Origin of the sequence: Streptomyces sp. NPDC057424 (genome assembly GCF_042803315.1) — a bacterium.
Classification (GTDB): domain Bacteria; phylum Actinomycetota; class Actinomycetes; order Streptomycetales; family Streptomycetaceae; genus Streptomyces.
Window position 1 is genome coordinate 1 of record NZ_JBHVCP010000080.1, and the last position, 26,024, is coordinate 26,024.

The 26,024-nt window shown below is 69.6% G+C and carries 22 protein-coding genes, 2 tRNA genes and 1 pseudogene; 10 read left to right on the forward strand and 15 right to left on the reverse strand.

Features of this window, described 5'->3' with window-relative positions:
* From ACFU3E_RS35390 to ACFU3E_RS35420, 7 genes and pseudogenes are all read right to left on the reverse strand, one after another.
* A pseudogene (locus tag ACFU3E_RS35390) lies at positions 1–942 on the reverse strand (IS110 family transposase); the annotation flags it as partial.
* Positions 943–1,533: 591 nt separating this feature from the next.
* Entirely contained in the window at positions 1,534–1,896 is a 363-nt protein-coding gene (locus tag ACFU3E_RS35395) for a hypothetical protein (protein WP_384167935.1), read from the reverse strand.
* Positions 1,893–6,653: a putative T7SS-secreted protein gene (locus tag ACFU3E_RS35400; protein ID WP_384167938.1), complete on the reverse strand. Its 4,761-nt coding sequence runs from the start codon at positions 6,651–6,653 to the stop codon at positions 1,893–1,895. Before ACFU3E_RS35400 ends, ACFU3E_RS35395 begins: the two co-directional genes overlap by 4 nt.
* A gap of 2 nt (positions 6,654–6,655) precedes the next feature.
* A complete protein-coding gene (locus ACFU3E_RS35405) occupies positions 6,656–7,312 on the reverse strand; it encodes a hypothetical protein (RefSeq protein ID WP_384167941.1) in 657 nt (218 codons plus the stop codon).
* Positions 7,302–7,724: a hypothetical protein gene (locus ACFU3E_RS35410; RefSeq protein WP_384167944.1), complete on the reverse strand. Its 423-nt coding sequence runs from the start codon at positions 7,722–7,724 to the stop codon at positions 7,302–7,304. Before ACFU3E_RS35410 ends, ACFU3E_RS35405 begins: the two co-directional genes overlap by 11 nt.
* A gap of 187 nt (positions 7,725–7,911) precedes the next feature.
* Complete coding sequence (locus tag ACFU3E_RS35415) at positions 7,912–8,112, reverse strand: transcriptional regulator (RefSeq protein ID WP_384167947.1); 201 nt, start codon at positions 8,110–8,112, stop codon at positions 7,912–7,914.
* 76 nt (positions 8,113–8,188) lie between these two features.
* A complete protein-coding gene (locus ACFU3E_RS35420; RefSeq protein WP_384167950.1) occupies positions 8,189–8,590 on the reverse strand; it encodes a CATRA system-associated protein in 402 nt (133 codons plus the stop codon).
* A 130-nt stretch (positions 8,591–8,720) separates the two neighbouring features.
* Here ACFU3E_RS35420 and ACFU3E_RS35425 point away from each other — a divergent pair, with 130 nt between their 5' ends.
* From ACFU3E_RS35425 to ACFU3E_RS35440, 4 genes are all read left to right on the forward strand, one after another.
* The gene (locus ACFU3E_RS35425; protein WP_384167953.1) at positions 8,721–10,157 is read left to right on the forward strand and encodes a macro domain-containing protein; all 1,437 of its coding nucleotides are present in this window, start codon (positions 8,721–8,723) and stop codon (positions 10,155–10,157) included.
* On the forward strand, positions 10,147–12,006 hold the full coding sequence (locus ACFU3E_RS35430) for a CATRA conflict system CASPASE/TPR repeat-associated protein (RefSeq protein ID WP_384167959.1): 1,860 nt from the start codon (positions 10,147–10,149) through the stop codon (positions 12,004–12,006). Before ACFU3E_RS35425 ends, ACFU3E_RS35430 begins: the two co-directional genes overlap by 11 nt.
* Before the next feature lie 96 nt (positions 12,007–12,102).
* Positions 12,103–12,426: a YkvA family protein gene (locus ACFU3E_RS35435; protein WP_384167962.1), complete on the forward strand. Its 324-nt coding sequence runs from the start codon at positions 12,103–12,105 to the stop codon at positions 12,424–12,426.
* Between the two features lie 8 nt (positions 12,427–12,434).
* Positions 12,435–14,960 (forward strand): CHAT domain-containing protein, encoded by a 2,526-nt coding sequence (locus ACFU3E_RS35440; RefSeq protein ID WP_384167965.1) that lies wholly within the window; start codon positions 12,435–12,437, stop codon positions 14,958–14,960.
* A gap of 15 nt (positions 14,961–14,975) precedes the next feature.
* Here ACFU3E_RS35440 and ACFU3E_RS35445 read toward each other — a convergent pair whose 3' ends face one another.
* The 8 genes from ACFU3E_RS35445 to ACFU3E_RS35480 form a co-directional block, all read right to left on the reverse strand.
* Complete coding sequence (locus tag ACFU3E_RS35445) at positions 14,976–15,605, reverse strand: hypothetical protein (RefSeq protein ID WP_384167968.1); 630 nt, start codon at positions 15,603–15,605, stop codon at positions 14,976–14,978.
* Positions 15,602–15,937, reverse strand: a complete 336-nt coding sequence (locus ACFU3E_RS35450; RefSeq protein WP_384167971.1) for a hypothetical protein — start codon at positions 15,935–15,937, stop codon at positions 15,602–15,604. The genes ACFU3E_RS35445 and ACFU3E_RS35450 overlap by 4 nt, the downstream gene beginning before the upstream one ends.
* A gap of 462 nt (positions 15,938–16,399) precedes the next feature.
* The gene (locus ACFU3E_RS35455) at positions 16,400–16,594 is read right to left on the reverse strand and encodes an acyl-CoA carboxylase subunit epsilon (protein ID WP_384167974.1); all 195 of its coding nucleotides are present in this window, start codon (positions 16,592–16,594) and stop codon (positions 16,400–16,402) included.
* 15 nt (positions 16,595–16,609) lie between these two features.
* Positions 16,610–18,154, reverse strand: coding sequence for an acyl-CoA carboxylase subunit beta (locus ACFU3E_RS35460; RefSeq protein ID WP_384167977.1), 1,545 nt, complete (start codon positions 18,152–18,154; stop codon positions 16,610–16,612).
* Between the two features lie 76 nt (positions 18,155–18,230).
* The gene (locus tag ACFU3E_RS35465) at positions 18,231–18,662 is read right to left on the reverse strand and encodes a hypothetical protein (protein ID WP_384167980.1); all 432 of its coding nucleotides are present in this window, start codon (positions 18,660–18,662) and stop codon (positions 18,231–18,233) included.
* A gap of 124 nt (positions 18,663–18,786) precedes the next feature.
* Positions 18,787–19,584 carry a BTAD domain-containing putative transcriptional regulator gene (locus tag ACFU3E_RS35470; RefSeq protein ID WP_384167983.1) on the reverse strand — a complete coding sequence of 266 codons (798 nt, stop codon included), beginning with the start codon at positions 19,582–19,584 and terminating at the stop codon, positions 18,787–18,789.
* Between the two features lie 554 nt (positions 19,585–20,138).
* Positions 20,139–20,230: transfer RNA gene (locus ACFU3E_RS35475), tRNA-OTHER, on the reverse strand.
* A 36-nt stretch (positions 20,231–20,266) separates the two neighbouring features.
* Positions 20,267–20,358: transfer RNA gene (locus tag ACFU3E_RS35480), tRNA-OTHER, on the reverse strand.
* 176 nt (positions 20,359–20,534) lie between these two features.
* On the opposite strand from ACFU3E_RS35480, the gene ACFU3E_RS35485 reads away from it, so the two are divergent.
* From ACFU3E_RS35485 to fabI, 6 genes are all read left to right on the forward strand, one after another.
* Positions 20,535–21,530, forward strand: a complete 996-nt coding sequence (locus ACFU3E_RS35485; protein WP_384167986.1) for a DUF2156 domain-containing protein — start codon at positions 20,535–20,537, stop codon at positions 21,528–21,530.
* A gap of 49 nt (positions 21,531–21,579) precedes the next feature.
* On the forward strand, positions 21,580–21,765 hold the full coding sequence (locus tag ACFU3E_RS35490) for a hypothetical protein (RefSeq protein ID WP_384167989.1): 186 nt from the start codon (positions 21,580–21,582) through the stop codon (positions 21,763–21,765).
* A gap of 294 nt (positions 21,766–22,059) precedes the next feature.
* Positions 22,060–23,157, forward strand: coding sequence for a fatty acid desaturase family protein (locus tag ACFU3E_RS35495; RefSeq protein ID WP_384167992.1), 1,098 nt, complete (start codon positions 22,060–22,062; stop codon positions 23,155–23,157).
* A 321-nt stretch (positions 23,158–23,478) separates the two neighbouring features.
* Positions 23,479–24,888 (forward strand): MFS transporter, encoded by a 1,410-nt coding sequence (locus tag ACFU3E_RS35500; protein WP_384167995.1) that lies wholly within the window; start codon positions 23,479–23,481, stop codon positions 24,886–24,888.
* 2 nt (positions 24,889–24,890) lie between these two features.
* Complete coding sequence (fdxA, locus tag ACFU3E_RS35505) at positions 24,891–25,217, forward strand: ferredoxin (RefSeq protein WP_384167998.1); 327 nt, start codon at positions 24,891–24,893, stop codon at positions 25,215–25,217.
* The gene (fabI, locus tag ACFU3E_RS35510) at positions 25,214–25,987 is read left to right on the forward strand and encodes an enoyl-ACP reductase FabI (RefSeq protein WP_384168001.1); all 774 of its coding nucleotides are present in this window, start codon (positions 25,214–25,216) and stop codon (positions 25,985–25,987) included. The genes fdxA and fabI overlap by 4 nt, the downstream gene beginning before the upstream one ends.
* Positions 25,988–26,024: the final 37 nt, after the last annotated feature.

Here is a 26,024-nt window from a genome sequence, read left to right on the forward strand (position 1 = left end):
GGTTGCCGGGGCGGACCTTGGTGTTCTTGGTGCGGCCGGCGGACTCGTGGTGGCCGGGGCAGACCCCGGCCCAGGACGCGAGGTGCCTGGCGGAGGTGAACCGGGCCATGTCGCCGCCGGTCTCCGCGATGATCACTTCGGCGACGGCCTGGTTGATGCCGGGGATGGTGTCGAGCAGGTCGAGGGCGGGACGAAAGGGGGCCATCGCCTCCTCGATCCGCTCATCGAGCTGTCCGATGGCGTCGGTGAGCTGGTCGTAGTGGTCCAGGTGCAGCCGGGTGAGGAAGGCGTGGTGGTCGCGGAAGCGGCCGGTCAGGCCTCGGTGAGTTCGGGGATCTTGTTGCGGAGCTTGCGTTTGGCCAGGTCTGCCAGCGTCTGCGGGTCGCGTTCCGCGCCGATGAGGGCCTCCAGCATGGCCTGGCCGGAGACGCCCATGATGTCGGAGGCGACCGCGGCGAGTTTGATGCCGGTGTCCTCCAGCAGCTTCTCCAGCCGCTGGACGATCTGCCCGCGTTCGCGGGTCATCTGGGTGCGGGCCCGGGTCAGGTCCCGCAGTTCGCGCACCGGTGCGGGTGGCACGAACGAGGGGCGGACCAGGCCGTGTGCGCCGAGCTGAGCCAGCCAGGCGGCGTCGGAGACGTCCGTCTTGCGGCCGGGCAGGTTCTTGACCTGCCGGGCGTTGACCAGGATCACGTTCAGGTCCTCGGCCAGCAGGTAGTAGAACGGCTTCCAGTAGTCCGAGGTCGCTTCGATCACGACGAGGGTGACCTCGGCAGCGACCAGATGATCCCGCAGGGCGAGCACGGCGTTCGTGGTCGAGCCCCAGGTCGTGGTCTCGTTGGTGAAAGAGCCTCGCCGTTTCGTACTCGGGCTGCGGACACACGCCTTGGCGTCCTTCTTGCTGATGTCCACACCGGCGCAGCGTTCGTGCAGCACGTCCACGGCCCCGCTCCCTCCCTCACCGAACGGCCAAGCGGTACGCCGTTCAGGGAGGGCCAGGGTGGAACAGGAATTCTGACGCCCGTGCTTCGCAGCAACACTCCACGGTTCCCGTGGACGGCCCCCTCAGCGCCACGCTGACCTGCGAGCTCACCGGCATCACAGAGCAATCGGCTTCGGCCGGAACGAACCCCACCAGCGTCCCGGACCGGCATCAACCCCCGTCAGGGCAGACAGGAAGCACCTCGGCGCACGCCACGACACTTACCACGCCCCCGGCGCGCACCGAAGGTGCGCTGGATCGCTGACCTGCCGTTTTCTGATCACTTAGGTTCCGTGCTGGTGGAGCCGACATCCTTCTCGGCGCGCCGCGTGGAGCGTTTCGCAGGCCTGAGCCACGCGTCTAACCTGCGGCTTCGCGCACCAGCGCACGGGTGAGAAACGTTCAGCAGCAACCATCGTGAGGGCGGGCGAGGCAACGTCTTGACGCTCGTTCGACGCCGATTCTGGCGGGGCGTCGTGACGCTCCCGCCTCCCATGGCCCTGTTCTCCTCGAACGTGCTCTCATGCGCGCTGGCAGAACCGGCCTGCCTCCTATTGGAACAGTAGGCGGTCGCGTACCGAGAGGTGGGGTGTCACCTGAATTTCCATGGTCCCCATGCACTCGCCCGTGTGGAAATCGATGGAAATGTGCTTTGTGGATTGACCTGAGGTGAAGGAAAGGCGAGTTGCAGATTCACGGAAGAAATCCAGCATCTCGATTCCCCGATCGTTCATCCAGCGGATCCTCACCGATCTCGCCAGTGCATCGTAGGAAAAAATAAGAGATTGTCCCGAATTATCTTGCACAGTGAGAACCCGTGCACCGCTCTCGTCCGAATCCGGCCATTCGCCGATGGCCTCGTAGACCTCTTCGTCGTCGGGGGTGAGGAACTCTCTGTACACGTCCGCCTTCACTTTCCACTGTACGGCGGCCAGTGGTCCAGACTGCCGTGAATGCTTACATTCGGGCCACTGCCGCGGAAGATGACTGTGGAGAGTCTATGCCCGCCGTCCGGCAGGATCTGCCAGGTGCTCTCGACACCAAGCGCTCCGTGCGGGCCGTAGAGGACCGATTCGGTCACGCCGAATTCACCGCTTCCGCCGGGCCACTCCTTGTTGAATGTGCGCCCGAACGGCTGTTGGGCGCTATGAGTCAGATGATCGGTGACGTATTGTCGCATCTCTGGCGTGTCCGGTAGGCCGATCCGGTGGAGTTGCAGTTCGTTCTGTAGCGCCCTCGGTGAGTTGTGCGAGTCTGGCTTGATGTCCTTGTTGAACAGGTAGTCGAGCTTTCGGGGATCGATCTCCGCGCTTCTTCCCCGATCTTGATAGGGAGAAAGGCCTAGTGGGTCCGACCAGGTGTGTGGATTGTGGACGTAGGTGGCCGGGTTGGGCGCGGGAGCGAGTCCGAGCGGATCCGGGGTGAGATAGCGGGCCGTGGCGGGGTCGTAGTGCCGGAAGAGGTTGTAGTGGAATCCGGTTTCGGGGTCGTGATACTGGCCGGGAAAGCGGAGGGGGGTGTAGGCGGTGCTGCTCCGGTGCCAGGCGGTGGTGCCCCAGAGGGTAGACCGGGTGTGCCAGGCGATGTCCCCGTTCTCGGTGACCAGTTCGGTCGGAGTGCCGACGAGGTCCGTGACGATGGCGAAGAAGCGGCGGTCGATCTCCCGCTGACCCGCGTCGCGGGAGAGGATGCGTTCGGTCTGGGTGAGGGGAATCGAGCCGCGATGGTCCCAGGTGAGTGCGACGATGTCCGGCACGTCATGGGAGACGGTCGTCTGTTCGCACAGGACCATGCCGTCCCAGGTGAAACGGGTTTCCTCCAGGACGGTCTCACTGTCGTCCGCGAGAAGCTGCTTGGCGATCCGGCGGCCAAGTGGGTCGTAACGGTACTTCCAGAGGGCGCCGTCCGGCGTGACGACCGAGGTGAGGCGGCTCTCGGAGTCCCATGCGTAACGCCAGGTCTGCGGCTTGCGGGACAGACGGGTCCGCTGTTTGAGGACTACGCGCCCGAGACGGTCGTGTTCGAAGCGGCTGTCGCCGGCACGGGTGATCTTCGTGCCAGTGTACGTGCGAGCGCCGGTTACCTCGTGGTCCGGATGGGTTGAGGGCCAGGAGGCTTCGGTCTGATTGCCGACGACGTCGTAGGCGTAGCGTTCGGTCCACGCGTGGGCGTTGACGGTGGTGACACGGCCGACGTTGTCGAGTTCGAACGACCGTGTGCCGGACAACTGATCGATCACGGAGGTGAGGTGACCGTCGGCGCGGTAGGTGTACGTACGGCTGTTCAGGGTCTGTCCACCGGCCGTGAAGTGCTGGGCGGAAAGCCTGCCGACTTCGTCCCGGACGGATGACAGAGTCATTGTGTCGCCGTAGGAACGTGACACTTCACGGTGTGCGGCGTCATGGGTGAAGCCGACCTGATGGCCGCTCACGGCCATCAGGTCGAGGCGGCCTGCCACGTCATAGGTATACGTGGTGACATGGCCGGTCGGGGTCACCCGTCGAGTCCGGCGGCCGAGTGCGTCGTACATGTAGGTGACGGCGCGGCCGTCGACGAGTTCGGTCTTGAGCAGGCCGCGTCGGTCGTACTGGCGGATCAGGTCGCAGTTCGGGCCGGATGCCTGCAAGAGGCGTCCCGACGCGTCGTACGCGTAGGTGGTGGTCCTGCCTCCGGCGTCCTTCCTGATCATGCGGCCGAGCTGATCGTGCTCCAGGGCGAGGACACTGCCGAGGGCGTCGGTCCGGGAAACCAATTGCCCTGCGGCATCGAGACGGTAGCTGAGGGTTCTGCCGTCGAAGTCGGTTTCCGATACAAGGCGGCTCGCCGGGTCGTACTCATAGCTCCAGGTGAGGCCCTGGGGGTTGGTTACCCGGGTCAGGCGCAGGTCGGCGTCGTGCTCGAATTCGTAGCGGGAGCCGTCCGGTTGGATGCGGGCCGCGAGGAGATCGAAGTGGGTGTACTCGAAACGGGTCACTCCTCCGGCCGGGTCGGTGTGGGTGAGGCAGTTGCCTTCGCCGTCGTATGTCCATGACTCGATGGCGCCGTCCGGGGCGGTTCGGCCAACGAGATTGCCGTCTACGTCCCAGACGAAGCGAGTGACTCCGCCGACCGGGTCGGTGATGTGTATGACTCTGCCGAGGGCGTCGCGTTCCAGTCGGGTGACTCCGCCGGCCGGGTCGGTGGCCTCCGTCGGCAGGCCCGCCGCGTCGCAGACCCTCCGTGTCGTAGCGCCCAGGGCGTCGGAGACGGAGATCAGGCGGCCGTGCTGGTCGTACCCGTAGTGCGTTGTGTGTCCGGCCGACTCGGTGACCGAGGTGCGGTTGCCGCGCTCGTCGTATGCGTAGGTCGTGCGGTGCCCGTCCGGACCGATCACCTCCACCGGCAGGCCGAACGGGCCGCGCACCGTGCGCAGCACACTCCCGTCGGGACGGGTGGCGGAAACAACTTGGCCCTCTTCGTCGTAGGTGTAGACGGTGCTGCGGCCCAACGGGTCAGTGCGGGTCAGGAGGTTGCCGTGGGTGTCGTAGGTGAAGCGGGTGGTGTGGCCGAGGGGGTCGGTGGTGGCGATCACCCGGCAGCGGTGGTCGATGAGGTGGCGGGTGGTGTGTCCGCCCGAGGTGGTGAGTGTGGTGGTGCGGTGGCCTGTCTGGGGGTCGGGTTCGGTGTAGGTCAGGGTGATCTGGACGTGGCCGGCCTCGCCGCCTTCGGCGATGACGCGGTCGCGGTCGTCGTAGACGTAGTCGTAGCGGCTGTTGTTGGAGTCGATCCAGGCGATGACGCGGCGGCGGTCGTCGTAGACGAAGGTGGTGGTGGCACCTGAGGGTTTGGTGACGGTGGTGAGGTTGCCGTCCTGATAGCCGTAGTTCATCAGGGGCAGGTCCGCGCCGCCCTCGCCCGCGCCGGCCAGGGACAGGGCGGTGACCAGGCCGTCGGCGGACGACAGGTTCACCTGGTGGCCCGCCGAGTGGACCAGGGCCAGCGGCAGGCCGTCCTCGCCGCGGTCGACGGTGATGGTGTGGCCGTTGCGTTCGGTGAGGGCGGACAGCCATGCGACGCCGTCGTCCCCCGGTTCGCTGCCGGGCGGGGCGGTGAAGTGGAAGATCAGGCCGGTGTCGGGGTCGGTGACGGTGTAGTCGCCGTCGGCGTCGCGGGCCAGCAGGGTGCGGGCTCTGCCCGATGACGGGGTGGTGGGAGCGCCGGGGACCGGGTGCGGGTAGGGGATCAGGAGTCCGTTGGCGGTGACGTGGATGACGCCGATGGCGTCGATGCGCAGATGTTCGTCGACGGTGGAGGTCCAGGAGGGACCCAGGAAGCGGCCGACCGCGCAGCCGGACTCGGTGCGGCGGGTGAAGACCAGCGGCAGGATGCCGGGCAGTTCGACATCGGTCTGGGGCAGGAACATCCGGCCCGAAGCGAGGTCGACGGGGTCGGTGCCGTCGGTGACGCGCTCGCCGTCGGGGCGGTTGTGGGTACCGTCCGGGGCGTCGTCGAGCAGTCGGCGCGCCCGTGCGGCGTCGGCGGCCTCCTCGGCGATGCGGATGCCCTTCACCGCGGCGCCGCCGCCACCGGTGGCGGCGGTCAGCGCGAGGTCGGGGATCAGCCTGCCGAAGCCCTCGGCCGGGTCCTTCATGAAGTCGCTGACCATCTGCTTGCCGGTGCCGACCGGGTCGTTGGCGGCGACGATCAGTCCGGCGGCGAGGCTGTTGAGGGAGGTGGCGTACTCGGCCGGGTGCGTGATGTTGTACGGGTCGACGGGGTTGACGCTGCGGACGAAGTTGAGGATGCCCGCCGTGCCCTTGATGATGCCGCCGCCGACGTGGTCGCCCGTGATCTGGAACTCCTGGATCCCGCCGGCCAGTTGCTCGGCGTAGGAGGGCTTCTGCGGGGCCATGTCGCGGGCGGCGCGGACCGCGGTGCGTGCGGTCTCCGCCGCCGAGTTCCGCTGCTTGCGGGCCTCGGCGAGGATGTCCTGGGCCTCCTGCATCAGCTTCTTGCCGGGGTCCTCGAACGTCGCCGCGGGCCTGGGCGGGAGCGAGGCCGGGTCGCGCTTGTCGGCGGGCTGGGCGTTGTAGCGGTCGACGGCGCTGTTGAAGTCGTCGACCTTCTTGCGGTGGGCGTCGGCGGCGTCCTCGGAGGCCTTGACACCCTCCTTCCACTTGTCGATCGCCGTCTGCGCCTGTCCCTGTGCCCAGGTGATCGTGCCGGCGAACGCGTCGAGCGCGCCGAGCGCCTTCGCACAGGCGTCGGCGGCGGCGTACCACTTGGGCGGCTGGGTGCTCACCGCGGTGCGCAGGGCTTCGGCCGTCTCGCCCTTGAGCCGGGAGGAGTCCAGGCCCTTGAGACCGTCACCGGCGTCGTCGAAGGCCGTCTGGAAGGCCCGGAGTTTGTCGGCGGTGGCGTTGATCTTGCTTGCGCTGCCGTAGATCAGCTTGGTCTTGTCCTCGGTCTGCCCGAGGTCCATCTCGTCGACCTCGGCGCCCATGCGGTTGGCGACCGAACGGGACTGCTCGCGCACCCAGTCGGCACCGGACTCCCAGCCGACGTCCTGCAGCCGGTCGGCGGTCCAGTTGCCGGCGTCCTCGACCCGGTTGCCGGCCCATTCGACACCGTCCTCGACCGCGTTCTCGACCGAGTCGGGCGTGATGTCGCTGAGGAAGTCGCCTATACCCACCGTCAGTTCCTCCCGGACTCACCCTGCTGCTGCGCCTGCTGGGCGCGTTCCTCCGGCGACGGGCCGAAGGTGTTGTCCAGCGCCTGGTTCCACTGGTCCTCGGAGACCCCCGACGCGTCGATGATCGCCTGGGACCGCCGGCCGCCCTCGCCCTCGGTGAGAACCGTGCGGCTGGTGTCCTTCCAGGTCTGCTCGATGTCCTCACCCGCCTTGTCGAACGACTCCGCGCTCCAGTCCGGGTTCAGGGCGTCCGGCGTGAACACCTCGCCCCAGCCCTGCTGGGCGATCTCCTCCTCGGTGGCGTGCGGGTTGCCGCCCATCACTGAGTTGACGCCCACCTTCAGCGTGCCCTCGACGTACTGGTCGTGCTCCCACTGGGTGCCCGCCGCCAGTCCGAGGCGGTTCGCGAGCGCGCTGGCGTCGCCCACCAGGGCCCGCACACCCCATTCCCAGCGCTCGCAGAAGTCCTCGAAGTCGGCCGAGAGGCCGTGGTGCCCGGCCTCCATCCCGGTCATCGCCAACTCCGAAAAGCCCTTGCCCAGCACCGAACCGGTGGCGCCACCGAGATCACCGAGCTGGTCGATGGTCGCGCCCACGCCCTGCGTGAACTTCGCGACAGACGCCTTGTCGAACTGCAGATCGGCCCCGTCAACGCCCATGACCGCGCCCCTCCTCCGCCTCGCCGGAGTCGACGGCGACGCCGTCCGCAACGATGCCGACGACCGGTGGGAAGAACATCGACCCGTCCTCGGTGGCGATGTCGACGGCCAGGCCGGCGGGCTCGTCCAAAGACGGCACGACCTCGTCGACGATGCGCGCGCCCAACAGTGCCGCGTAGTCCATGGGCTGATCACCGGATCCGTGCAGCAGAGCGAACCGGGCCAGTGCGGCCTCGTCGGTGAACCCGCAGATCCACCGCACCCCGCCCGACCACGCCGACCAGAGGCCCCCACCGGCCGTGGGCACCAGCAGGACGGAGCGCCGCATCTCACCGACCAGCGCCCGAGGGTCACCGATTCCCCTTCTCTGCTCGGCGATTCGCTCGGCGAGCGCTGTCCTGGTCTGCTGCACAACCTCTCCCTGTCCTAGGTGACTGATGGCACCGTGGATCAAGACGCACGCGAACATGTCGGCGGTTCTTCTGGAGGCTCATCATGGCCCTGCGTGTCGCCCTCAGTTCGAGACCGCTGTGGGGCAGGGCCAGCCCTCACGGTGCAGATCGGCGCCAGGAGCCGCGTGTGCAGCTCCGGAATGTCCGTCACGCGGTCGCCCCGGTGCGGGACGCGAGCTTGGGGAGAGCGACTTTCCCCACGGCGCGCACGGTACGGCCGACGAGTGTGCGCAGCACCGGCAACAGCTCGAGGAGCAGATCCTGGTTGAGGCACCCGGGCAGGTCACCGCGCAGACCCTCGTGCAGGACAGTGCGGTACAGGCCCGTACGCCGGCGAGGCTTGCTCATGCAGAGGGGAAAGCCCTGCCTGTGGTCCAGTCGGCCCGGGGCGCCGTGCTCCCCGGCCGCCACTGGGCGAAGGACCTCACTGGCGGCCGGTGGAGCCGGCTCCGCGCGGCTCGTCGGTGGACCGCGGGGCCTGGTCGGGGACGGAACCCTCGGCGCTGCCCCGGAGCGTGTGCACCAAGTGGTTGACCCTCTCCCGGAGTCGGGTGGGTGCGGAGACCACCGCGGTCCTGGTCACCGGGGTGATGCGGTCGGGCGCCGCGAGTTGCAGCTGTACCAGCGCCCTGCGCAGTGTCGGGACGTCGCTGCCTGCTCCCGTGGCCGTCAGCGCGTCGACGGGCCCGTCGAGCCGTTGCCAGTCGGTGTCGGGTAACTGCCATCTCGACACCGAATGTTCGAGGAGGGTGAGGATCTGCGCGACGAGCGCGGTCCTGCCGTCCCCGTCGGGCGGCCGGGGCGAGAACGTGTGGGGCTGCGGCATGAGCTTCAGCATATCGGGCTGATTCCGCTCACCCGGAGGGGAACATATTTACGCACGGTGCGCCCTTGAACGCTCTTGGTAGGCTCGATGTCACCCCCCAGGGGGAACGGGGTCGGCGATGGAGTCGTGAGTGGCGTGCATCCACATAAGCGTTCTGGGCAACACTGTTGTGCGCCGCGACGGCGAGGACATCAGACTCACCCCCCTCAGCACCAGGCTGCTGCTCCGGCTCGTCACGGCTGAGGGCGAGGCGGTGCCCTGTGGCGACCTCTACACGGACCTCTGGGGAGAACCGGTCCGTGGCAGGATCAGCCGCCCGCACCGCACCGAGGTCCAGAAACGAGTCCTGGAACTGCGCCGCGCCCTCGACTCCGCAGGGGCGAGCGACGGCACCTCGGTGCTGCGCACCGAGCAGGTGCTGACGGGACAGGGCCGGGACTCTGCCTACCGTCTGGTGCTGAACCCGGACCAGATCGACGTCCTGGAGTTCACCGGCCTGTTCAACCAGGCCGCACACGCCGCCCCGGCGACCGCTACGGTGCTGCTCACCAAGGCACTCGGCCTGTGGCGGGGCCGGCCACTTCCCGAGGTGGCGGACGCGGACTTCGCCGAGCCCCTGATACGGCGGCTGACCACGACGTACGAATCCGTCTGCGCTGAACTGATCGTCCTGCACACCGACTCCGGCCATCCCGAACTGGCCCTGCCGGTCGCCGAACGGCTGGTGGCCGGGCGCCCGGACGATCTCGAGGCCCTCGCCGCTCTGACCAAGCTCCGGGCTCAGCTGCGCGAACGGCACGGGGCGGAACTCCTGCGGCGGGAGTTCCCCGCCCTGCGTACCTCGCTGGTGGTCAAGCGGGGCGATCTCTTCGAGGAGACGGACGCGAGCCTCGTCGTCGGTTTCGGTGACACCTTCGACACCGCCACCGAGAGGGACGCCATCATCAGCCGGGAGAGCGTCCAGGGACAGTTGCTGCACCGGCGCTACGGAGGTGACCGGACACTCCTCGACCAGGAACTGCGCAGCGGGCTGCGCGCGGTGACACCGGTCGGCCGGGAGTCCGCCCGGGACAAACCGAAGGGCAAACGGCTTCGCTACCCGGTGGGGACCGTGGTCCCGCTGTCGCTGCCGGAGCCCGGCGGGCGAGCGTTCGCGGTCGCGTACAGCCACCAGGGTCTCGACCTCGTCGCCCGCTCCAACCCCGAGGACCTGGGCGTGTCACTGGAGCGGCTGTGGGAGTCCGTGGCGGTGCACGGGCTGCTCCGGCCGGTGGCGATACCGCTGGTGGGAGCCGGGCTGGCCCGGGTCGCGCTCCGTGGCGAGCAGGTGATCGTCATGATCGTGGAGTCGTTCCTCCGGGCCTGTCGGCAGGGGCCGGTCACCCCCGAACTGCGGATCGTCCTACGGCCACAGGACCTGCGGGGAGTGCGGTTGTCCGAGGTCGCCCAGTACGTGGAGGCGCTGACCGGCGACGGGCGACACCGCGACGGCGGACGGGCCGCCCGCGACGACTGGCGAGAGGACGAGCCGACGGCAGTCACCGGGAGCATCATCGATGATTCTTGACCAGCAGTTCGTCGCCCACCTCTACGCGCCGACCGACGGCCCCGACGCGACCGCCGCCTACCGGCGGCTCAAGGAGATCTGGCGTGGGTGCGCGCTGCTGCTGCGCATGACGGAGCCCGTACCGGGCACCGGACTTCCCCCCGTGCCACCGGACCACCTGGACGACGTCGTCCTTGAGGGCGAGGGGGCCGTCGCCGCTCTGGAGCGAGCGGGTGCCGACTGCCAGGCGATCCTGCGCCGGCACCACGACCTGCTCACTCTCTCGGTGGCACTGGCTCCGCCGGAGGCCCGGCTGCCCGCGGACGGAGCCACCGGTACGCGATGGCCGTGGTGGCGGACCCAGGACTACCAGTGGGACACCCTGGTCGCCGAACACCTGCCGTTGATGATCGGCGAGGCCCGGCTCCATCTGACGCGCGTGGACGCGGAGGCCGGCATACGAGCGGCGGCGGCCGAACTCCGCCAGTCACTGCACGCGTTGCTTCCCGAGACCGCGGAAGGGCTGCCCGGCCCTCAACCCGGTGTCGTTCTCCCGGACGGCGCGGCGGCGCTGTGGGAACACCCCGCCGCGCCCGACGAGCGAGCGCGACGGCGGTTCGTGCTGGCGATCCGCCCGGACGCCGACCCGGTGGCCAGCGCATGGGTCTGGTCGAACGGCGACACGGGGATCCCCCCGCTGGCCCGCTACTTGGCGCACGCCGCCAAACTCCGCTACCAGCTCCGCGTGTGGCGACGCGACGACCAGGCACGACAGCTGCGGGACTCGATCGACCGGCTCGGATCGCAATTGCGTGCACTCGGGGCGGGTGGTGGGGCGGAGGCGGACCTGCTGCGGTTGCGCCGCTTCGACGCCCTCCTGCTGCGCACCGGCCTTCAGGAGATGCACCGGACGGTCGAGATCGCCGCCGACAATCTCACCCGGGCCTTCGACCTGGAGGGGATGCTGACCCCTGGTGGGCCCTTCGCCGACGACGCGGCCCTCGCCCGCTCGTTCCTGGAACGCCTCGACGACCAACTCGCCTACCTCACGGTGGCCGCCGAGCGGGCCGCGCTGGCGTCCGCGTCCGGCGTGCCGCCCGCCACCGGGCAGAGCCTCGAACCGGCGGCCGGCCGGCCACCCGCCATCAGGCCGATCCCCACCCGCGGCCCGGCTCCCTGGCCGGAGGCGTCTGCCGAGGTGCTTTGTGAACCCGGCCTGTCCACCGGCACGGAGGAAGCTGATCCGGCGAGCAACGTCTTCGTCGTCTACGGCCGGGACGAACCGGCCCGCCGCGCGGTCTTCGACTTCCTTCGCACCATCGGACTGAACCCCCTGGAATGGGAGGAGGTGGTCAGGCGCACGGGAAAGGCGACCCCCACGCTCGGCGAGGCCGTCGCCCGCGCGATACCACTGGCCCGCGCGGTCGTCGTGCTGCTGACCCCCGATGACATCGTCCACCTCCACCCCGGCCTGCACGGACCGAAGGAACCACGGGCGGAGCGCGAACCGGGCCTCCAGGCCCGTCCCAACGTCCTGCTGGAACTCGGCATGGCCCTCGCCTTCCAGCCCTCCCGCACCGTACTGCTCCAGTTCGGTGAGCTGCGCCCGGCGACCGATCTCGGCGGCCTCAACTACATCACGGTCACCGACACCCCCGACTTCCGGGCGAAACTCGCCAGTCGGCTGGAACTCGCCGGGTGCCGGGTCCGGTACGTGGGGCAGGACTGGCTCAGCGCCGGGGACTTCGGTGCCCTGCACGCCTACGACCGGGCACCCGCACTCCCGCAGGACGACGCGCTGGCACTCCCGCCGGAGCTGCCCGGCGGAGGGCCGGAAGTGGTCCGGAAGCGAACCGGAAGCGGCGGGTGATTCCTGCGGAAGCGGGAGCGCTTGTCTGATGGGTGTCACGGGCGCACATCCCGTCCGCACATTCGCACGGTGCGGTGAGACGCACAGGAGGAACCGATGAGTGAGCTGCCCACCGTCTTGCTGATCGTCATCGCGGTCGCGGTCGTGACCATGCTGGGGATCGCGATCGCGCTCGTGGTCAAACTGTGGAAGGTCTCCAAGCTGCTCCGCCACGAGGAGATGCCCTTCTCGAACAAGATGGTCTTCTACATGTCCCTCCTCTACACGATCAGCCCCGTCGACCTGCTTCCGGACCCCGTGTACCTGGACGACATCGGGTTGCTCGTGCTGGCGATCCGCTACGTCGAGAGCACGGCGAGGAGACTGGGCGTACTGCCGGGCCACGGCGGGGCCAGGTCCGACGCCCTCAGCACGAGGTGAGGTGACGCATGCTCGGAAGGCTGCTCAACCGTGTCCGTGAGGCCCGTACGGCGCTGGCGCAACAGGTCCGTGCAGACAGGGAGGAGAAGGAGATCGACTTCCAGCTCACCGAGGCTGCGCTGGGCAGGCTGCCCGCCGACCGCCTGGATGCGCTGGTCGGACACCTCACCCGGCGGGCGGAGAGCGCGCCGCCCGATCCTGCGCAGGCGAAGATCCATCTGGTGATCGCGTTGATGCTGCGCTACCGCCTCAGTGGGTCGCCGCAGGACCTGAAGCGGCTGTCGGCCGAGTCCCGGGAACTGCTCGTCCTCCTGCCCGAGGGTGATCCGGGCCATCTCGTGGCGGTCGGACACCGGGTGACGGCGCTGTGCCTGCGGTACGAGGGGGACGGCGGCGACCTCGCCCACCTCGACGAGGCGATCTTACTCGGGCGGCCCCTGCTGGACGGGGAGTGGCCGCACCCCCTGCTGCGGGTGCTGGTGGCCCACGGCGTCGCCAGCGCGCTCGTAAGCCGGTTCAAGGCCGTCGGGCGGCGCGAGGACCTGACCGACGGCGTGCGACTGCTGCGCGAGGTGTGCGACGAGGTTCCGGCGGAGTTTCCCGACCGGGCGCAGTTCCTCGCGGCGCTGGGGATGGCACTGCTGTTCGAGTATGAGATGTCCGAGGACGGCGGTCACCTGGAGGAGGCGGTGCGACGGTGCCGGGAAGGCGCGCGGGGGGTCGAGCGGGGCAGTGCGGACAGGCCACTGGTCTTCTCCCACCTCGCGATCGTCCTGAGCCATGCCGGTCGCCGTGCCGACGGTGACGAGGGCCTGCTGACGGAGGCGGTGGAGGCGAGCCGGGAGGCGGTCCGGTGCCTCACGGCCGGGCACTCGGCCCGGGGCGACATCCTCAACCACCATCTCGCCACCATGATGTGGGCCGGGGAACTGCTGGCGCGCGTGGACTACCTGGACGAGGCACGGGCGACGAGCGACGTGCTGATGGCGGTTCTGCCCCGGGAGCACCGCAGCCGCGGCGAGTTCCTGACCAACCGGGCCACGGCGGCACGCATGCGGTACGACCTGACGGGAGACGCCGGCGACGCCGAGGTCGCCGTCGCCGCCTGGCGGGAGGTGACCGGGACGGACGGCGTCAAAGCCTGGGCGCGGCTGGACACTGCCCAGAAGTGGGCCATGTTCGAAGCCAAACGCAACGCCTGGACCTCGGCACTCGAGGCATACCGGATCGCCGTGCACACACTGCCGCTGCTGGCTCACCGCGGACTCGACCGGTCCGACCAGGAACTGCACCTGGCGCGGCGGGCCTGGATCGGACTGGCGGCCGACGCGGCGGCGTGCGCGCTGAACACGGGTGACCCCGCCCTGGCCGTGGAACTGCTGGAACGCGGCCGTGGGGTGATCTGGGCCCAGTCGCTCGCCGCCGCGTCGGCCGTCGAACCGGCAGAGGTGACGCTGCCCTACCTGAGGGAGCACTGGGCCGTCGACGGGGACGCCGTACTGATCAACTTCAGTCGCTGGCGCAGTGACGCGCTGGTGGTCTCGGCCGCCGGCGTGCGGGTGGTGCCGCTGCCCGGAATCGTCTTCGGCGAGGCGCTCGACACCCTCTTCTCGCATCTGGGCGTGCTGCTCGGGGAGGTCGAGGCGGAGCGTGAGCAACGCAACGCGCACGCGCGGGACCTGCTGGAGTGGGCCTGGGAGATGGTCGCGGAACCGGTCATGACGGCGCTCGGCCACGCCCCCGGGGCCGATGACGAGGCGCTGCCCCGGATCTGGTGGTGTCCGACGAGTGTGCTGTCGCTGGTGCCCCTGCACGCCGCGGGTCACCACGGCGTCGGGAGCGAGCCCGGCGAGACCGTGATGGACCGGGTCGTTTCCTCGTACACCCCGACCCTCCACCTGCTGACCACCACCGAGCCGGCTCGGGCACCGCACGCCGGACCGGCGCGGCTGCTCGTCGTCGCGATGCCGGAGACCGAGGGGCACCCCAAACTCAGTCTGTTGGAGAAGCAGCGGCTGGTCGAGCTGTTCCCGGGCGAGCGGCACACCCTGCTGGAGCGCGGGGACGCCATGGGGGCGCGGGTGCGCGACGAGCTGCGGGGGCACCGCTACGCCCACTTCGGCTGCCACGGCAAACAGGACCTCGCCGACCCCTCCCGGGGCGGGCTGGTGCTCCACGACGGAGTGCTGACCGTGGCTCAGCTCGCGGGCGAAGCCCACTGCGGTGACCTGGCCTTCCTGGCGGCGTGCGAGACGGCCAACGGGGGACTGGTCAACATGGACGAGGCCATCAGTCTGACCGCCGCACTCCGCTTCGCGGGCTGGCGGGACGTGATCGGCTCGCTGTGGACGGCCAACGACGCGGCCATCGCCGAAGCGGCCAAGGCGGTCTTCGCCGCGGTCGCCGAGCGGGCCGACCCCACCACGGACGACGTGGCACGGGCCCTGCACAGCGTGACGCGGGAACTGCGGGACATCACCGCGTACGAGGCCGCCGTCACGCTGTGGGCGCCCTTCGTGCACATGGGCCGCTGACCACCGGCCGGCCGGTCAGCGGGCCGGACACGAGTCGACCGCGCTGAGGCTGAGCACCTCCCCGAGCGGGACGCGCAGGTCCGCGCTCCCGGTACGTACGGTCATGGTGCCGTCCTCGACCAGCCGGACGACGCCGCACGCGGTGACGTCAGGGGTGACCACCTCGATCCGGGGCTTCGCCCGGGCCGGGCCGTACCAGGTCACGCCGACGGCTGCGATCAGCACGACCGCGTGCGCCACCACCAGGGCACTGCCGCGGCGCAGGTCACGCGCGGCGACGGTGGCCTGCCCGTGCTCGTCCGCGACCCGGCCGGGCAGCCTGTCGGCGGGCAGCACCCGGGGCATGCCGTGCGCGGCCCGCAGCACCCACCAGGCCGCCACTCCGCCGGTCACGGCGGCCAGCGCCAGCAGCACGCCCACCGCGATGCCCGGCGTGGGCGAGAGCTGCGTGATGTCGGAGCGGCCCTTGACCAGACTGAAGCCGATGAGCCCGGCCATCAGCCCGCCCAGCCCGTTGCGCCAGGCGACCGCCGCCGAGCGGATGCGCTCCAGCTCGGCCCCGTTCAGCAGTTCCTCGCGGTGCTGCGCCCGGTGCAGGTCGCCGGGTGTCGCCGGGGGGCCGGGCCGCAATACCGGCCCGGTCACGACGGTTCCGCCCGTGCCACGACGATGTTCCAGTACGCTCCGCAGCCGGTCCGGCCGTCCGGCCGCCCGGCGTGCGCGTTCCGACACCCGCACCGCATGGTGTGATAGGGCTCGGCCGTGGCCGTGGTGGATCCGCCGCCCCGGACGATGTCCTCCACGAGGTGCACGGACATCGTCGCCCGGCACCGTGGACACGGGCCCTCGAGAAGGGTGATGCCCGCCGAGACCGGGAACGCGACGAAGTCGCGTGCGGCGGTCTCCGCGTAGTCGTCGCGGCTGATCTCCGCGTAGGGCAGGTCGCTCCGTAGGCACTGCGCCCGTTGTTCGCGCATGGTTGGCCTCCTTCAGCACGGATGACGTGCCCACCGTGCCGGGCGGACACCTTCCTCCGAGGAAACCCGCGGCGGTGCTGCCGGGAGGAGCCCCCAACCGCTTCCGCACCGCTTCCTTCTCGCTTCCGGAGCGGGCCGGGGACTGGTGGACCGGGCCCGCGCCGGCCGTGCGGCCGTCACCGGTCCGTGATCAGCACGCGATGATGTCGACCGCCAGGGACACTTCGCAGTCGGCCCTCGGCAAGAAGTCCCCGAAACGTACGAGGAGACGGCGCGGGGCGGGCCCCGGGCCACGAGCCGATGCGCCCCGGGAGCTGGGCTGCGGGTCGGTGCAGAGAAGAGGCAAGCAGCCGTGTACGGCCTCGGCACCCGGCCTCCGGCACGCTGCCGCCCCCGGCCCGGGTGACGACGTTCCCGTCGTGACCCGGGCACCGGGGGCGGCAGCGTGCCGGACGCGGTCCCTTACGGGGCCTGCCAGCTGTGGGGGGCGTGGAAGAGGTCGGGGCGCCAGGTGGTGGTCGAGCCCGGGCGGTCGGGCTCCGCTCCGGGTGTGGTTCTGGGGGCCCGGGCGAGGAAGAGGACCGTGAGGGCAGCGAGTTCCTCGGGTGTCACCGCACCCTTCTCTATGCGTATGCAGGCCGTGGACAGGGCGGTCATGGGGTGGGACCTCCGTCACTGAGGGGGGTTGCCGTGTTTGCGGGCGGGACGGTCGACGTGCTTGGTCCGCAGCATCGCCAGCGAGCTGATCAGCACCTCACGGGTCCGGGCGGGGTCGATGACGTCGTCCACGAGACCGCGCTCGGCCGCGTAGTACGGATGCATCAGCTCCGCCTTGTACGCCTTGACCAGTTCGGAGCGTTCGGCCTCGGGGTCCTCCGCCTCGGCGATCTGACGGCGGAAGATCACGTTGGCCGCGCCCTCCGCGCCCATCACCGCGATCTCGTTCGTAGGCCACGCGTAGGTGAGATCGGCGCCGATGGACTGGCTGTCCATGACGATGTACGCGCCGCCGTACGCCTTCCGGAGGATCAGGGATATGCGTGGCACGGTCGCGTCGCAGTACGCGTACAGCAGCTTGGCTCCGTGCCGGATGATGCCGCCGTGCTCCTGGTCGACGCCCGGCAGGAAGCCGGGAACGTCGAGCAGCGTCACGAGTGGGATGCTGAAGGCGTCACACAGCTGCACGAACCGCGCGGCCTTCTCGCTCGCCTCGATGTCGAGGACACCGGCGAGGAACCGGGGCTGGTTGGCGACGACACCCACCACCTGTCCGCCGAGCCTGGTCAGCGCGCAGATGATGTTGGGGGCCCAGCGTTCGTGGACCTCCAGGTACTCACCGTCGTCGACGATCTCCTCGATCACCTGCCGCATGTCGTACGGGCGGTTGCCGTCCACCGGGACCAGGTCGACGAGAGCCTCGCAGCGCCGGTCCGGCGGGTCTTCCACCGGCAAGGCGGGTGGTGTCTCCCGGTTGTTGCCCGGCAGCAGGGAGAGCAGATAGCGCACCTCCTCCAGGCAGGTCTCCTCGTCGTCGTAGGCGAAGTGGCAGACGCCGCTGGTTTCGGCGTGCACGTCTGCGCCTCCGAGGCCGTTCTGGGTGATCTCCTCACCCGTCACGGTCTTGACCACGTCCGGACCTGTGATGAACATCTGCGAGGTCTCCCGGACCATGAACACGAAGTCCGTCAGGGCGGGTGAGTAGGCGGCGCCGCCGGCGCAAGGGCCGAGCATCACGCTGATCTGGGGGATGACCCCGGACGCCTTGGTGTTGCGGCGGAAGATCCCGCCGTAGCCGGCCAGGGCGGTGACGCCTTCCTGGATGCGGGCGCCCGCGCCGTCGTTGAGTGATACGAGCGGAGCGCCCGCCGACATGGCCAGGTCCATGATCTTGTGGATCTTGGAGGCGTGGGCCTCGCCGAGCGCCCCGCCGAAGATGCGGAAGTCGTGCGCGTAGACGAAGACGCGGCGGCCCTTCACGGTGCCCCAGCCGGTGATGACCCCGTCCGTGTACGGCCGCTTGGCTTCCAGGCCGAAGCCGGTCGCCCGGTGCCGGCGCAGGGGCTCCACCTCGTGGAACGAGTCCTCGTCGAGGAGCAGGCCGATCCGTTCCCGGGCAGTCAGTTTGCCCTTGGCCTTCTGCGCGGCGGTGGCCTTCTCGCTCGGCCCGGCGTGCACCCGCTCCCGTATCTCGGCCAGCTCCGCGACCTGGAACCGCATGTCTCCCCCTACCCGTAGTCGGCAGCCCCGGCGGCGTCGTCCGGTGGCGAGGCGTTGCGAGATTCGTGACGTAGGTTCAGTTGCCGATCCGGCGCAGGCCGTTGATCTGCAGAACGGCGAAGCCTCCGACGACGGCCGCCTGCATCAGGGTCCAGACGGTGCCCACGGTGTTGGGATCGAACCAGCCGAATACGGCAGTGGCCACGCTCGCGACCGCCCACAGCAGGTTGGCCTCGATGACCACCTTGGTGGGACCGGCCGCCGGTACCTGACGGCCGGCCAGAACGGCCACGAGGATGCCGTACACGATGAGGAACGCACCGATGCCGCGCAGCAGCCCGGTGTCCAGGCCGAGCAGATCACCGACGGGGCCGGCGGCGAGCAGGTAGATGAGGCCGTTCCCGGCGGTCACGGCGGCGTCGAGCGTGAGGAACATACGCAGAGGGCGCGCGGCCGTCACGCGTCCGGCGGTGTCCGCGGGGCGGGCAGAGGTCTGACTTGTGGTCATGGGAGGTCTCCGAATGTGTGGGTGACTGCTCATGTACGTTTCTGTCGTCCCGGGAGATCGTCGCAACACGGGCTGACCCGGCGCTGACGGCCGGCTTACACGGCCGGCGCGGACGGGAGCGAGCTCACGCCGGCTGGAGCACGACCGACGCCGGGGAGCCACACGCGAGAGCCGGGTCGTGCGAGAGAATCGCGTTCTCCACCCGGCGGAGCGAGGGCGAGGGTTCGATGCCGAGCTCGTCCGAGAGGTGCTGCCACATCCGGCGGTAGACATTCAGTGCGTCGGCCTGGCGGCCCGAACGGTAGAGGGCGATCATCAGCTGCTCGCAGAAGCGTTCCCGCAGGGGATGGTTGGTATGGGCATCGTGGAGCTCGGCGAGTACGGCCGCGTGGTTGCGAAGGCTCAGCTCGGCGTCGAAGCGGAGTTCCATGGCCCGCATGCGGTGCTCCTCGTAACGGCCGCAGGCCAGCTGGCACAGGGTGCCGCCGGTGAAATCGCCGAAGACGGGCCCGCGCCACATCGCGAGGGCCTCTCCGAGCAGACGGGCGGTGGCGGCCGGGTCAGAGGCAGCGGCGACCTCCGCCTGTCGGACGGTCTTGGTGAACTCGGCGGCGTCGAGCTCACCTTCGGAGACAGTGAGCCGATAGCCGGAGGGGTGGATGGTGACCCGGGAGGAGACCCGTTCGGGTTCCAGGCTCTTCAGCTTGCGACGCAGGCGGCTGATGTGGGCCTGCAGGGCGTTCGCCTGGTTGTCCGGGACCGAATCGCCCCACATCTCCTCGACGAGGCTCTCGCCGGAGATGGACTGCCCCTCGTTCACGAGAAGTGTCTGAATAAGGGTTCGCTGGAGATCACCGGAGATCTCCGCGGGACCTAACGCGGTACGGATCTGGAGTGCGCCGAGAATCGAGAAGCTCAGCATGACGTTTTCCCCCTTGGCGTTCGGGCGGCGAAGACGGCTGAACACGGGTGGGGGCTCGTCATGGCCGTAGGAGCCGCAGCGTGTGGCCGCGGAGACCGGCGCGTGGCGATCTCCGCGGGTCTTCGGGATCGACCCTGGAGCTTCCTCCCGCATGCATCCTGCCACAGAATAATTCCTTTGAGAAGGTATTTTTCTGCTGTGGTCGTTGCCGGAGAAGAGGGAAGGAGGTGCCCTCGCGGTGGGTGACGAGCGCGCGGACGCGGACCCACCCGCACGGCGGTTGGCCTGGCCGTCGATCAGACGGCCGGGAGTGTGGTCAGGACCGGACGCCGGCACCTCGACGGGCCGCACGGGGTGGCGGCCCGTCGAGGTGGGCGCTCCGCCGGTACGGGGGGGGGGGGCGGCGGAGTCATCGGCGTCCGGAGGTCGCGGCTCCGTGGAGACGGGGCTCTCGGGCGGTCGGATCGCCGCGACGGTGAGCCCGCATTCGAAGCGGCCGGAACTCTGGGCCAAACGCGAATTCCAGCGGCCGGTGATAACCGGCCTCGGTAGGGCGGAGAGGGCAGGATTCGAACCTGCGTGGGTTTTTAGGCCCGACCTCAAGGTGTTCTTTCGGTCCCCGATGAGCCGCTCCGGGCACCTCTCCTGGTGGTGACGGTGGCCGGGGGTGCCGGCCGTGTCGCGGAGAGGGCAGGATTCGAACCTGCGTGGGTTTTTAGGCCCGACCTCAAGATGCTCTTTCGGTCCCCGATAAGCCACTCCGGGCACCTCTCCTCGTTCCCGGCTTCCGGTTTCCCGTGCCGTTCACGAGAACAACATTGGCAGGGGAGTCTGATAAGACGCTGACATCCTCCTGACGTGGTCGCTGAATTCCTTTCCGGTCTTCCCCTCGGTGCGGCGTCGGTGCTCTACTCGCACCAAAAGAAACACCTTCCGAAAGGGGTACGGGCATGCCCGCGACCACTGCGGACACCTCGGTTCTCGGGGCGATCCGGACACACACCCAGAGCGAGAACGCCAGTGCGTTCCTGGCGCTCAACAGCGGCAACAGCACGTTCACCATCCCCGGCACCGACGGTGTCGTCGTCTACCGCCGCACCGGCGGCTACGCGGTCCAGTTCGGCGGTCCCTTCGCGGCCCCCGACGCCTACGACACCCTCCTCGACGGCTTCCGCCGGTACGTGAAGGAGGAGGAGCTGGAGCTCGTCGGTGTGCAACTCCAGCGTGCCGACGCAGAGCGCTACGCCCGGCACGGCTTCACCGTCAACCAGGTGGGCGCCTCCTGGGCCGTGAGGCTTCCGGAGTTCTCCCTGCGCGGCACCCGCTTCATGCAGCTGCGCAACAAGATCTCCCGCGCGCACCGCAACGGCCTCGTGATCAAGGAGGTCACCGCCGAGGACTGGCGGGGTGCGATAGCGACGATCGACGAGGCCTGGCTCGGCTCCAAGGGCGGCGCCCACCAACTCGAGTTCCTGGTGGGCCAGATCGGCGGCGAACCGCAGGCGCAACGCCGGCTGTTCGCCGGCACCATCGAGGGCACCCCGGTGGCGTACATCTCGTACTCACCCGTCTACGGCGAGCGGGCCGGCTGGATGCACGACCTGAGCCGACGTGTGCCCGAGGGTTCTCCGGGGCTGATGGAGGCCATCAACGCGCACGCCATCGAGGTCTTCCGCGCCGAGGGCGTGGAGTGGCTGCACTTCGGTTTCACGCCGTTCACCGGACTCGACGCGAGCCATGAACTCGAGGGTCACAGCCCGGCGTTCCAGTGGCTGATGCACGCGCTGTGGGCCGAGGGAGCCGCTCTCTACCCGGCGCAGACCCAGCTTTCGTACAAGCAGAAGTGGGCCCCTGACGAACTCATCCCGGAGTACGTCGCCTTCGACCGGCCGACCGCCTCGCTCGCCGGCTTCGCGCACGTCTTCCGAGCTTGCAAGGCCTTCTGACACACCTCCAGTACACCGCCGCCACCACACGACGAGGAGAGCCGGAACAGTGAGTGACAGCAACGAGACCACGACCACCGACGCCACGGCCACCGAAGCCCTCCAGCAGGCCATGGTCGGGCAGCTCATGGCCATCATCGGAGCCCCCGACGACAGGGACGTGGCCCGTGCCGCGGACGACATCGTCCAGGAGCTCGACGTCCGGCTTCGCGCTGCCCAGACCGCCGTGGCCTGAGCGGAGGAAACAAGGCCCGGGTCCCCCTGGTCCCCAGGGAATCGCCTTCCCCGCGGCCGGGTCCGATCAGCCCAGTATCAGTGACACATCAGCGGGGCACGGAACGCTGGACACACGTTCGCCCGGCGGCCCGGTCCGAAGTACCGCACGGTTCCAGCGGTCCTGGCCGACGGGCGGGCGGCGCCCGCCTTCCGTCACCGCCCACGGAAGCACTGTCGACCCCGGCGCAGCCACGTCCCGCAGGGCAGCGGCGCCGCCGCCCGGTTCGGGCACTTCTCCCAAGGAGAGCAACGCATGCAGCGTCCGCACGTCCAAGAAGCCCAGGTCATCGCCGCTCCTCAGCAGCGCGTCGGCGCTTCGGCCACGTTCGCCGAACTCCTCAAACGCGTCAAGGCAGAGGGTCTCCTCGACCTCGATCCGCGCTACTACATAGGCCGCCTGGCGCTGAACACCACGCTCCTGCTGCTCGGGTTCGCCGCGTTCTTCGCGCTCGGCGACTCGTGGTGGCAGCTGACGGTTGCGCTGTGGATGGGTCTGTGCGGCGGCCAGTCCGCCTTCATGTGGCACGACGCGGGCCACAAGGCCATGTTCCGCAGCAAGAAGGCCGCCTCCGCCATCGGTTACTTCCACGCCAACCTGGTCAACGGGGTCAGCTTCGGATGGTGGGTCAACCACCACAACCGGCACCACAGCAACCCCAACCACCTGGACATGGACCCGGACATCGGCCGGCGCACCGCCATCTTCGACATCAAGCAGTACCCCACCCGGCGCGGCACGCAGAAGTTCGTGGTGCGCTACCAGAGCGTGCTGTTCTTCGCGCTGCTGGTCCTGGAGTCCTTCAAGATGCTGAAGACGGCCGTCCTGTCCATCGCCCAGGGCAAGACCAAACACCCCGTGCTGGAGACGTTCCTGCTCGTCGCGCGGACGGCCGTCTATCTGACGCTGGTGTTCGCCGTCCTCTCACCCGTCCTCGCGGTCGCCTTCATCCTGGTCCAGCAGGCGGCCCTGGGCGTCTACTTCGGCATGATCTTCGCTCCCAACCACAAGGGCATGGCGATCCGCGACGGTGAGGAGGAGACCCTGGACTGGCTGGAGCGCCAGGTCCTCACCTCCCGGAACATCCGCCCGTCCCTGCTGGTCGACTTCCTCTACGGCGGACTCAACTACCAGGTCGAGCACCACCTGTTCCCGGCCATGCCGCAGAAGAACCTGGCACGGGCACGTGAGCTCACCCGGGACTACTGCGCCGAGCGCGGTGTGCCCTATCACGAAGTGGGCTTCTGGGCCTCGTACCGCGAGGTCGCCTCGTTCCTGCACGAGGTCAGCGCACCGGTGCGACGCGGCGACGTCGAGGAGCAGATCCGGCGGAACGCGGACCAGGCCGCCTGACCGGCGCCCGCCCGCCCTCCACGGTCTCCCGCCCTCCACCGGTCCCCAGCCGTCCCGGCCCCCTCCGGGTTCCCCGCACCGCACCGCCGTCATCCGGCGACGGCCCCGGGCCCTCACGTGTCCGGGGCCGGGGGTGCCGGGCCCCGGCCCCTTCCCAGGACCTCCCGTCCGGATCGTGCCGGCCGGTGCGCCGGGGCATCCGACCTCGCCGGGGGCGCCGCCACCCGCGATGCCCCGCCCCTCCACCCCGCGTTCAGGGACACCGGGCGGCGCTCCCCGGCCCCGGCCTGATCCACCCGAAGCCCCCTAGGAGCCACGCGCATGTCCCAGTCCATCACGGCGGTGAGCACAGGCGTCTCTCCCGCCTCGATCGGGGACCGTCTGGACCGGATGCCGATCACCCCCATGCACCGCAGCCTGACCGCGGTCATCGGGATAGGCCTGCTCTTCGACACCTTCGAGAACAGTCTGTCGGGCACCATCTCCAAGGTGCTCCAGGAAGACTTCGCCTTCGGGGCGACGTCGCTCAAACTGGTGCTGGCCTCCGTCTTCATCGGCCAGTTCATCGGCTCGCTGGTGCTCGGCCGGGTCGCGGACCGGCTCGGCCGGCGCCGGGCCTTCCTGATCAACCTCGCGATCTACTCCGGCTTCTCCCTGCTCGGCGCCTTCTCGCCCAACGCGGAGTGGCTGATCGCGACCCGTTTCCTGGCCGGCATCGGCATCGGTGCCGAACAGGCCCTGTCCGACTGCTACCTGGCGGATGTCCTGCCCGCAGCCAAGCGCGGCCGGTTCATCGCCTGGGCCTACACGATCGCCTTCTGCGGGGTGCCGGCGGTCGGCTTCGCGGCCCTGTGGCTGGTACCGCTGACCCCGCTGGGAGTGGACGGCTGGCGCTGGCTGTTCGTGATCGGCGCGCTCGGCTCGGCCGTGGTCTGGGTGCTGCGCCGACGGCTGATCGAATCCCCGCGCTGGCTGGCGGCGAACGGCCGTACCGAGGAGGCCGACCTGCTGGTGACCCGGATGGAGGCCCAGGTCCCGGCCGGTCGGCACGCCGAGGCGCTCCCGGCCGCGCACGAGACGTCCGTCGCCGGGCGGACCAGGCTGCGGGACATCTTCGCCCGTGGGCTGAGACGCCGCACGGTGATGCTGTGGATCTTCTGCTCGCTCTCCGTGGTCGGCTACTACGGCTTCGGCACCCTGGCCCCGCAGATCCTCGCCGCGAAGGGCTACGACATCGTGGCCGGCCTGGGCTTCACCGCCTTGTCCTTCCTCGGCTACCCCGTCGGCTCGGCGCTGTCGCTGCCGATCATCGACCGCATCGAACGCAAGACTCTCGTCGCGCTGTCCGCCGCCGCGATGGTCGCCGCCGGGATGGGCTTCGCCTTCACCGACTCGACCTTCCTCATCGTCGCGTTCGGCTTCGGATACACGCTGTGCAGCAACGTCTTCTCCAGCGTGTCGCACGTGTACCTCTCCGAGCAGTACCCGACGGCGATCCGGGCCACCGCGTCCGGCATGGCGTACTCACTGTCCAAACTCAGCGCCGCCGCACTGCCGTTCGTCCTGCTGCCCGTTCTCGACTCGTACGGGCCGGGTGCGCTGTTCGGGGTCATCGCCGCCTCGATGGCCGCACTGGCCGTCACCGTCCTCACGCTGGGCGAGCGCACCACCGGGGTCTCCGTGGACCAGGTGCCCGCCTCGCTCAACGACCCTGCTGCGAAGAGGAGTTAACGATGTCCTACGTCATCGCCCTGCCCTGTGTCGATGTGAAGGACCGTTCCTGCATCGACGAATGCCCCGTGGACTGCATCTACGAGGGCCGGCGCGCCCTCTACATCCAGCCCGACGAATGCGTCGACTGCGGGGCCTGCGAACCGGTGTGCCCCGTGGAGGCCATCTACTTCCAGGACGACGTCCCCGCCGAGTGGGGCGATCACCGCGGCTCCAACGCCGACTTCTTCGACACCCTAGGCTCGCCCGGGGGCGCGGGCGGTCTCGGTGTCCTCGACCACGACTCCCCGCTGGTCGGTTCCCTGGCACCGAAGGCGGTGCGGTCATGAGCGGACTCCTCGCCGGCAAGCGCATCCTGGTGACGGGCGTCGTCACGGAGGCGTCCATCGCCTTCCACGTCGCCCGGCTCGCCCAGCAGGAGGGCGCCGAGGTGGTGCTGACCGGCTTCGGCCGGCTCTCCCTCATCGAGCGGATCGCCGCCCGGCTGCCCAAGCCGGTTCCGGTGGTCGAACTGGACGTCACCGACCAGACGCAGCTGGACACGCTCGCGGAACGGATCAGCGCGTCCGCCGACGGGTTCGACCGTCTCGACGGCGTGGTGCACTCCATCGCGTACGGGCCCCAGGGCGCCTTCTCCTTCCTCGACGGCGACTGGGCGGACGTCTCGACGGCCCTGCAGGTGTCGGCGTACTCCCTGAAGTCCCTGACCACCGCGTGCCTCCCCCTGATGGAGGGACGCGGCGGCTCGGTGGTCGGGCTCACCTTCGACGCGACGGTCGCCTGGCCGCGGTACGACTGGATGGGTGTCGCCAAGGCCGCCCTCGAGTCGACCAGCCGTTACCTCGCCCGGGACCTGGGGGGCAGGGGCATCCGCTGCAACCTGATCGCGGCCGGTCCGCTGCGCTCCATGGCCGCCAAGTCGATACCCGGCTTCGGGGAGCTCGCCGAGGTCTGGCAGCACCGGGCCCCGATCGGCTGGGACCTCGTCGACCCGGACCCCGCGGCGCGCGGTGTGGTCGCCCTGCTGTCTGACTTCTTCCCGCGCACGACCGGCGAGATCGTCCACGTCGACGGCGGGGTGCACATGACGGGCGCGTGACACGCACGCCGGGAGGGCGGGTGATCCGGGCCGGCCC

Excerpts from the sequence above, each read along its gene's own strand:
- ACFU3E_RS35405 (WP_384167941.1), bottom strand. The coding sequence starts at position 7,312 with ATGGGCGTTGACGGGGCCGATCTGCAGTTCGACAAGGCGTCTGTCGCG.
- ACFU3E_RS35415 (WP_384167947.1), bottom strand. The coding sequence starts at position 8,112 with ATGAGCAAGCCTCGCCGGCGTACGGGCCTGTACCGCACTGTCCTGCAC.
- ACFU3E_RS35420 (WP_384167950.1), bottom strand. The coding sequence starts at position 8,590 with ATGCCGCAGCCCCACACGTTCTCGCCCCGGCCGCCCGACGGGGACGGC.
- ACFU3E_RS35430 (WP_384167959.1), top strand. The coding sequence starts at position 10,147 with ATGATTCTTGACCAGCAGTTCGTCGCCCACCTCTACGCGCCGACCGAC.
- ACFU3E_RS35435 (WP_384167962.1), top strand. The coding sequence starts at position 12,103 with ATGAGTGAGCTGCCCACCGTCTTGCTGATCGTCATCGCGGTCGCGGTC.
- ACFU3E_RS35440 (WP_384167965.1), top strand. The coding sequence starts at position 12,435 with ATGCTCGGAAGGCTGCTCAACCGTGTCCGTGAGGCCCGTACGGCGCTG.
- ACFU3E_RS35450 (WP_384167971.1), bottom strand. The coding sequence starts at position 15,937 with ATGCGCGAACAACGGGCGCAGTGCCTACGGAGCGACCTGCCCTACGCG.
- ACFU3E_RS35455 (WP_384167974.1), bottom strand. The coding sequence starts at position 16,594 with ATGACCGCCCTGTCCACGGCCTGCATACGCATAGAGAAGGGTGCGGTG.
- ACFU3E_RS35460 (WP_384167977.1), bottom strand. The coding sequence starts at position 18,154 with ATGCGGTTCCAGGTCGCGGAGCTGGCCGAGATACGGGAGCGGGTGCAC.
- ACFU3E_RS35465 (WP_384167980.1), bottom strand. The coding sequence starts at position 18,662 with ATGACCACAAGTCAGACCTCTGCCCGCCCCGCGGACACCGCCGGACGC.
- ACFU3E_RS35470 (WP_384167983.1), bottom strand. The coding sequence starts at position 19,584 with ATGCTGAGCTTCTCGATTCTCGGCGCACTCCAGATCCGTACCGCGTTA.
- ACFU3E_RS35485 (WP_384167986.1), top strand. The coding sequence starts at position 20,535 with ATGCCCGCGACCACTGCGGACACCTCGGTTCTCGGGGCGATCCGGACA.
- ACFU3E_RS35495 (WP_384167992.1), top strand. The coding sequence starts at position 22,060 with ATGCAGCGTCCGCACGTCCAAGAAGCCCAGGTCATCGCCGCTCCTCAG.
- ACFU3E_RS35500 (WP_384167995.1), top strand. The coding sequence starts at position 23,479 with ATGTCCCAGTCCATCACGGCGGTGAGCACAGGCGTCTCTCCCGCCTCG.
- fdxA (WP_384167998.1), top strand. The coding sequence starts at position 24,891 with ATGTCCTACGTCATCGCCCTGCCCTGTGTCGATGTGAAGGACCGTTCC.
- fabI (WP_384168001.1), top strand. The coding sequence starts at position 25,214 with ATGAGCGGACTCCTCGCCGGCAAGCGCATCCTGGTGACGGGCGTCGTC.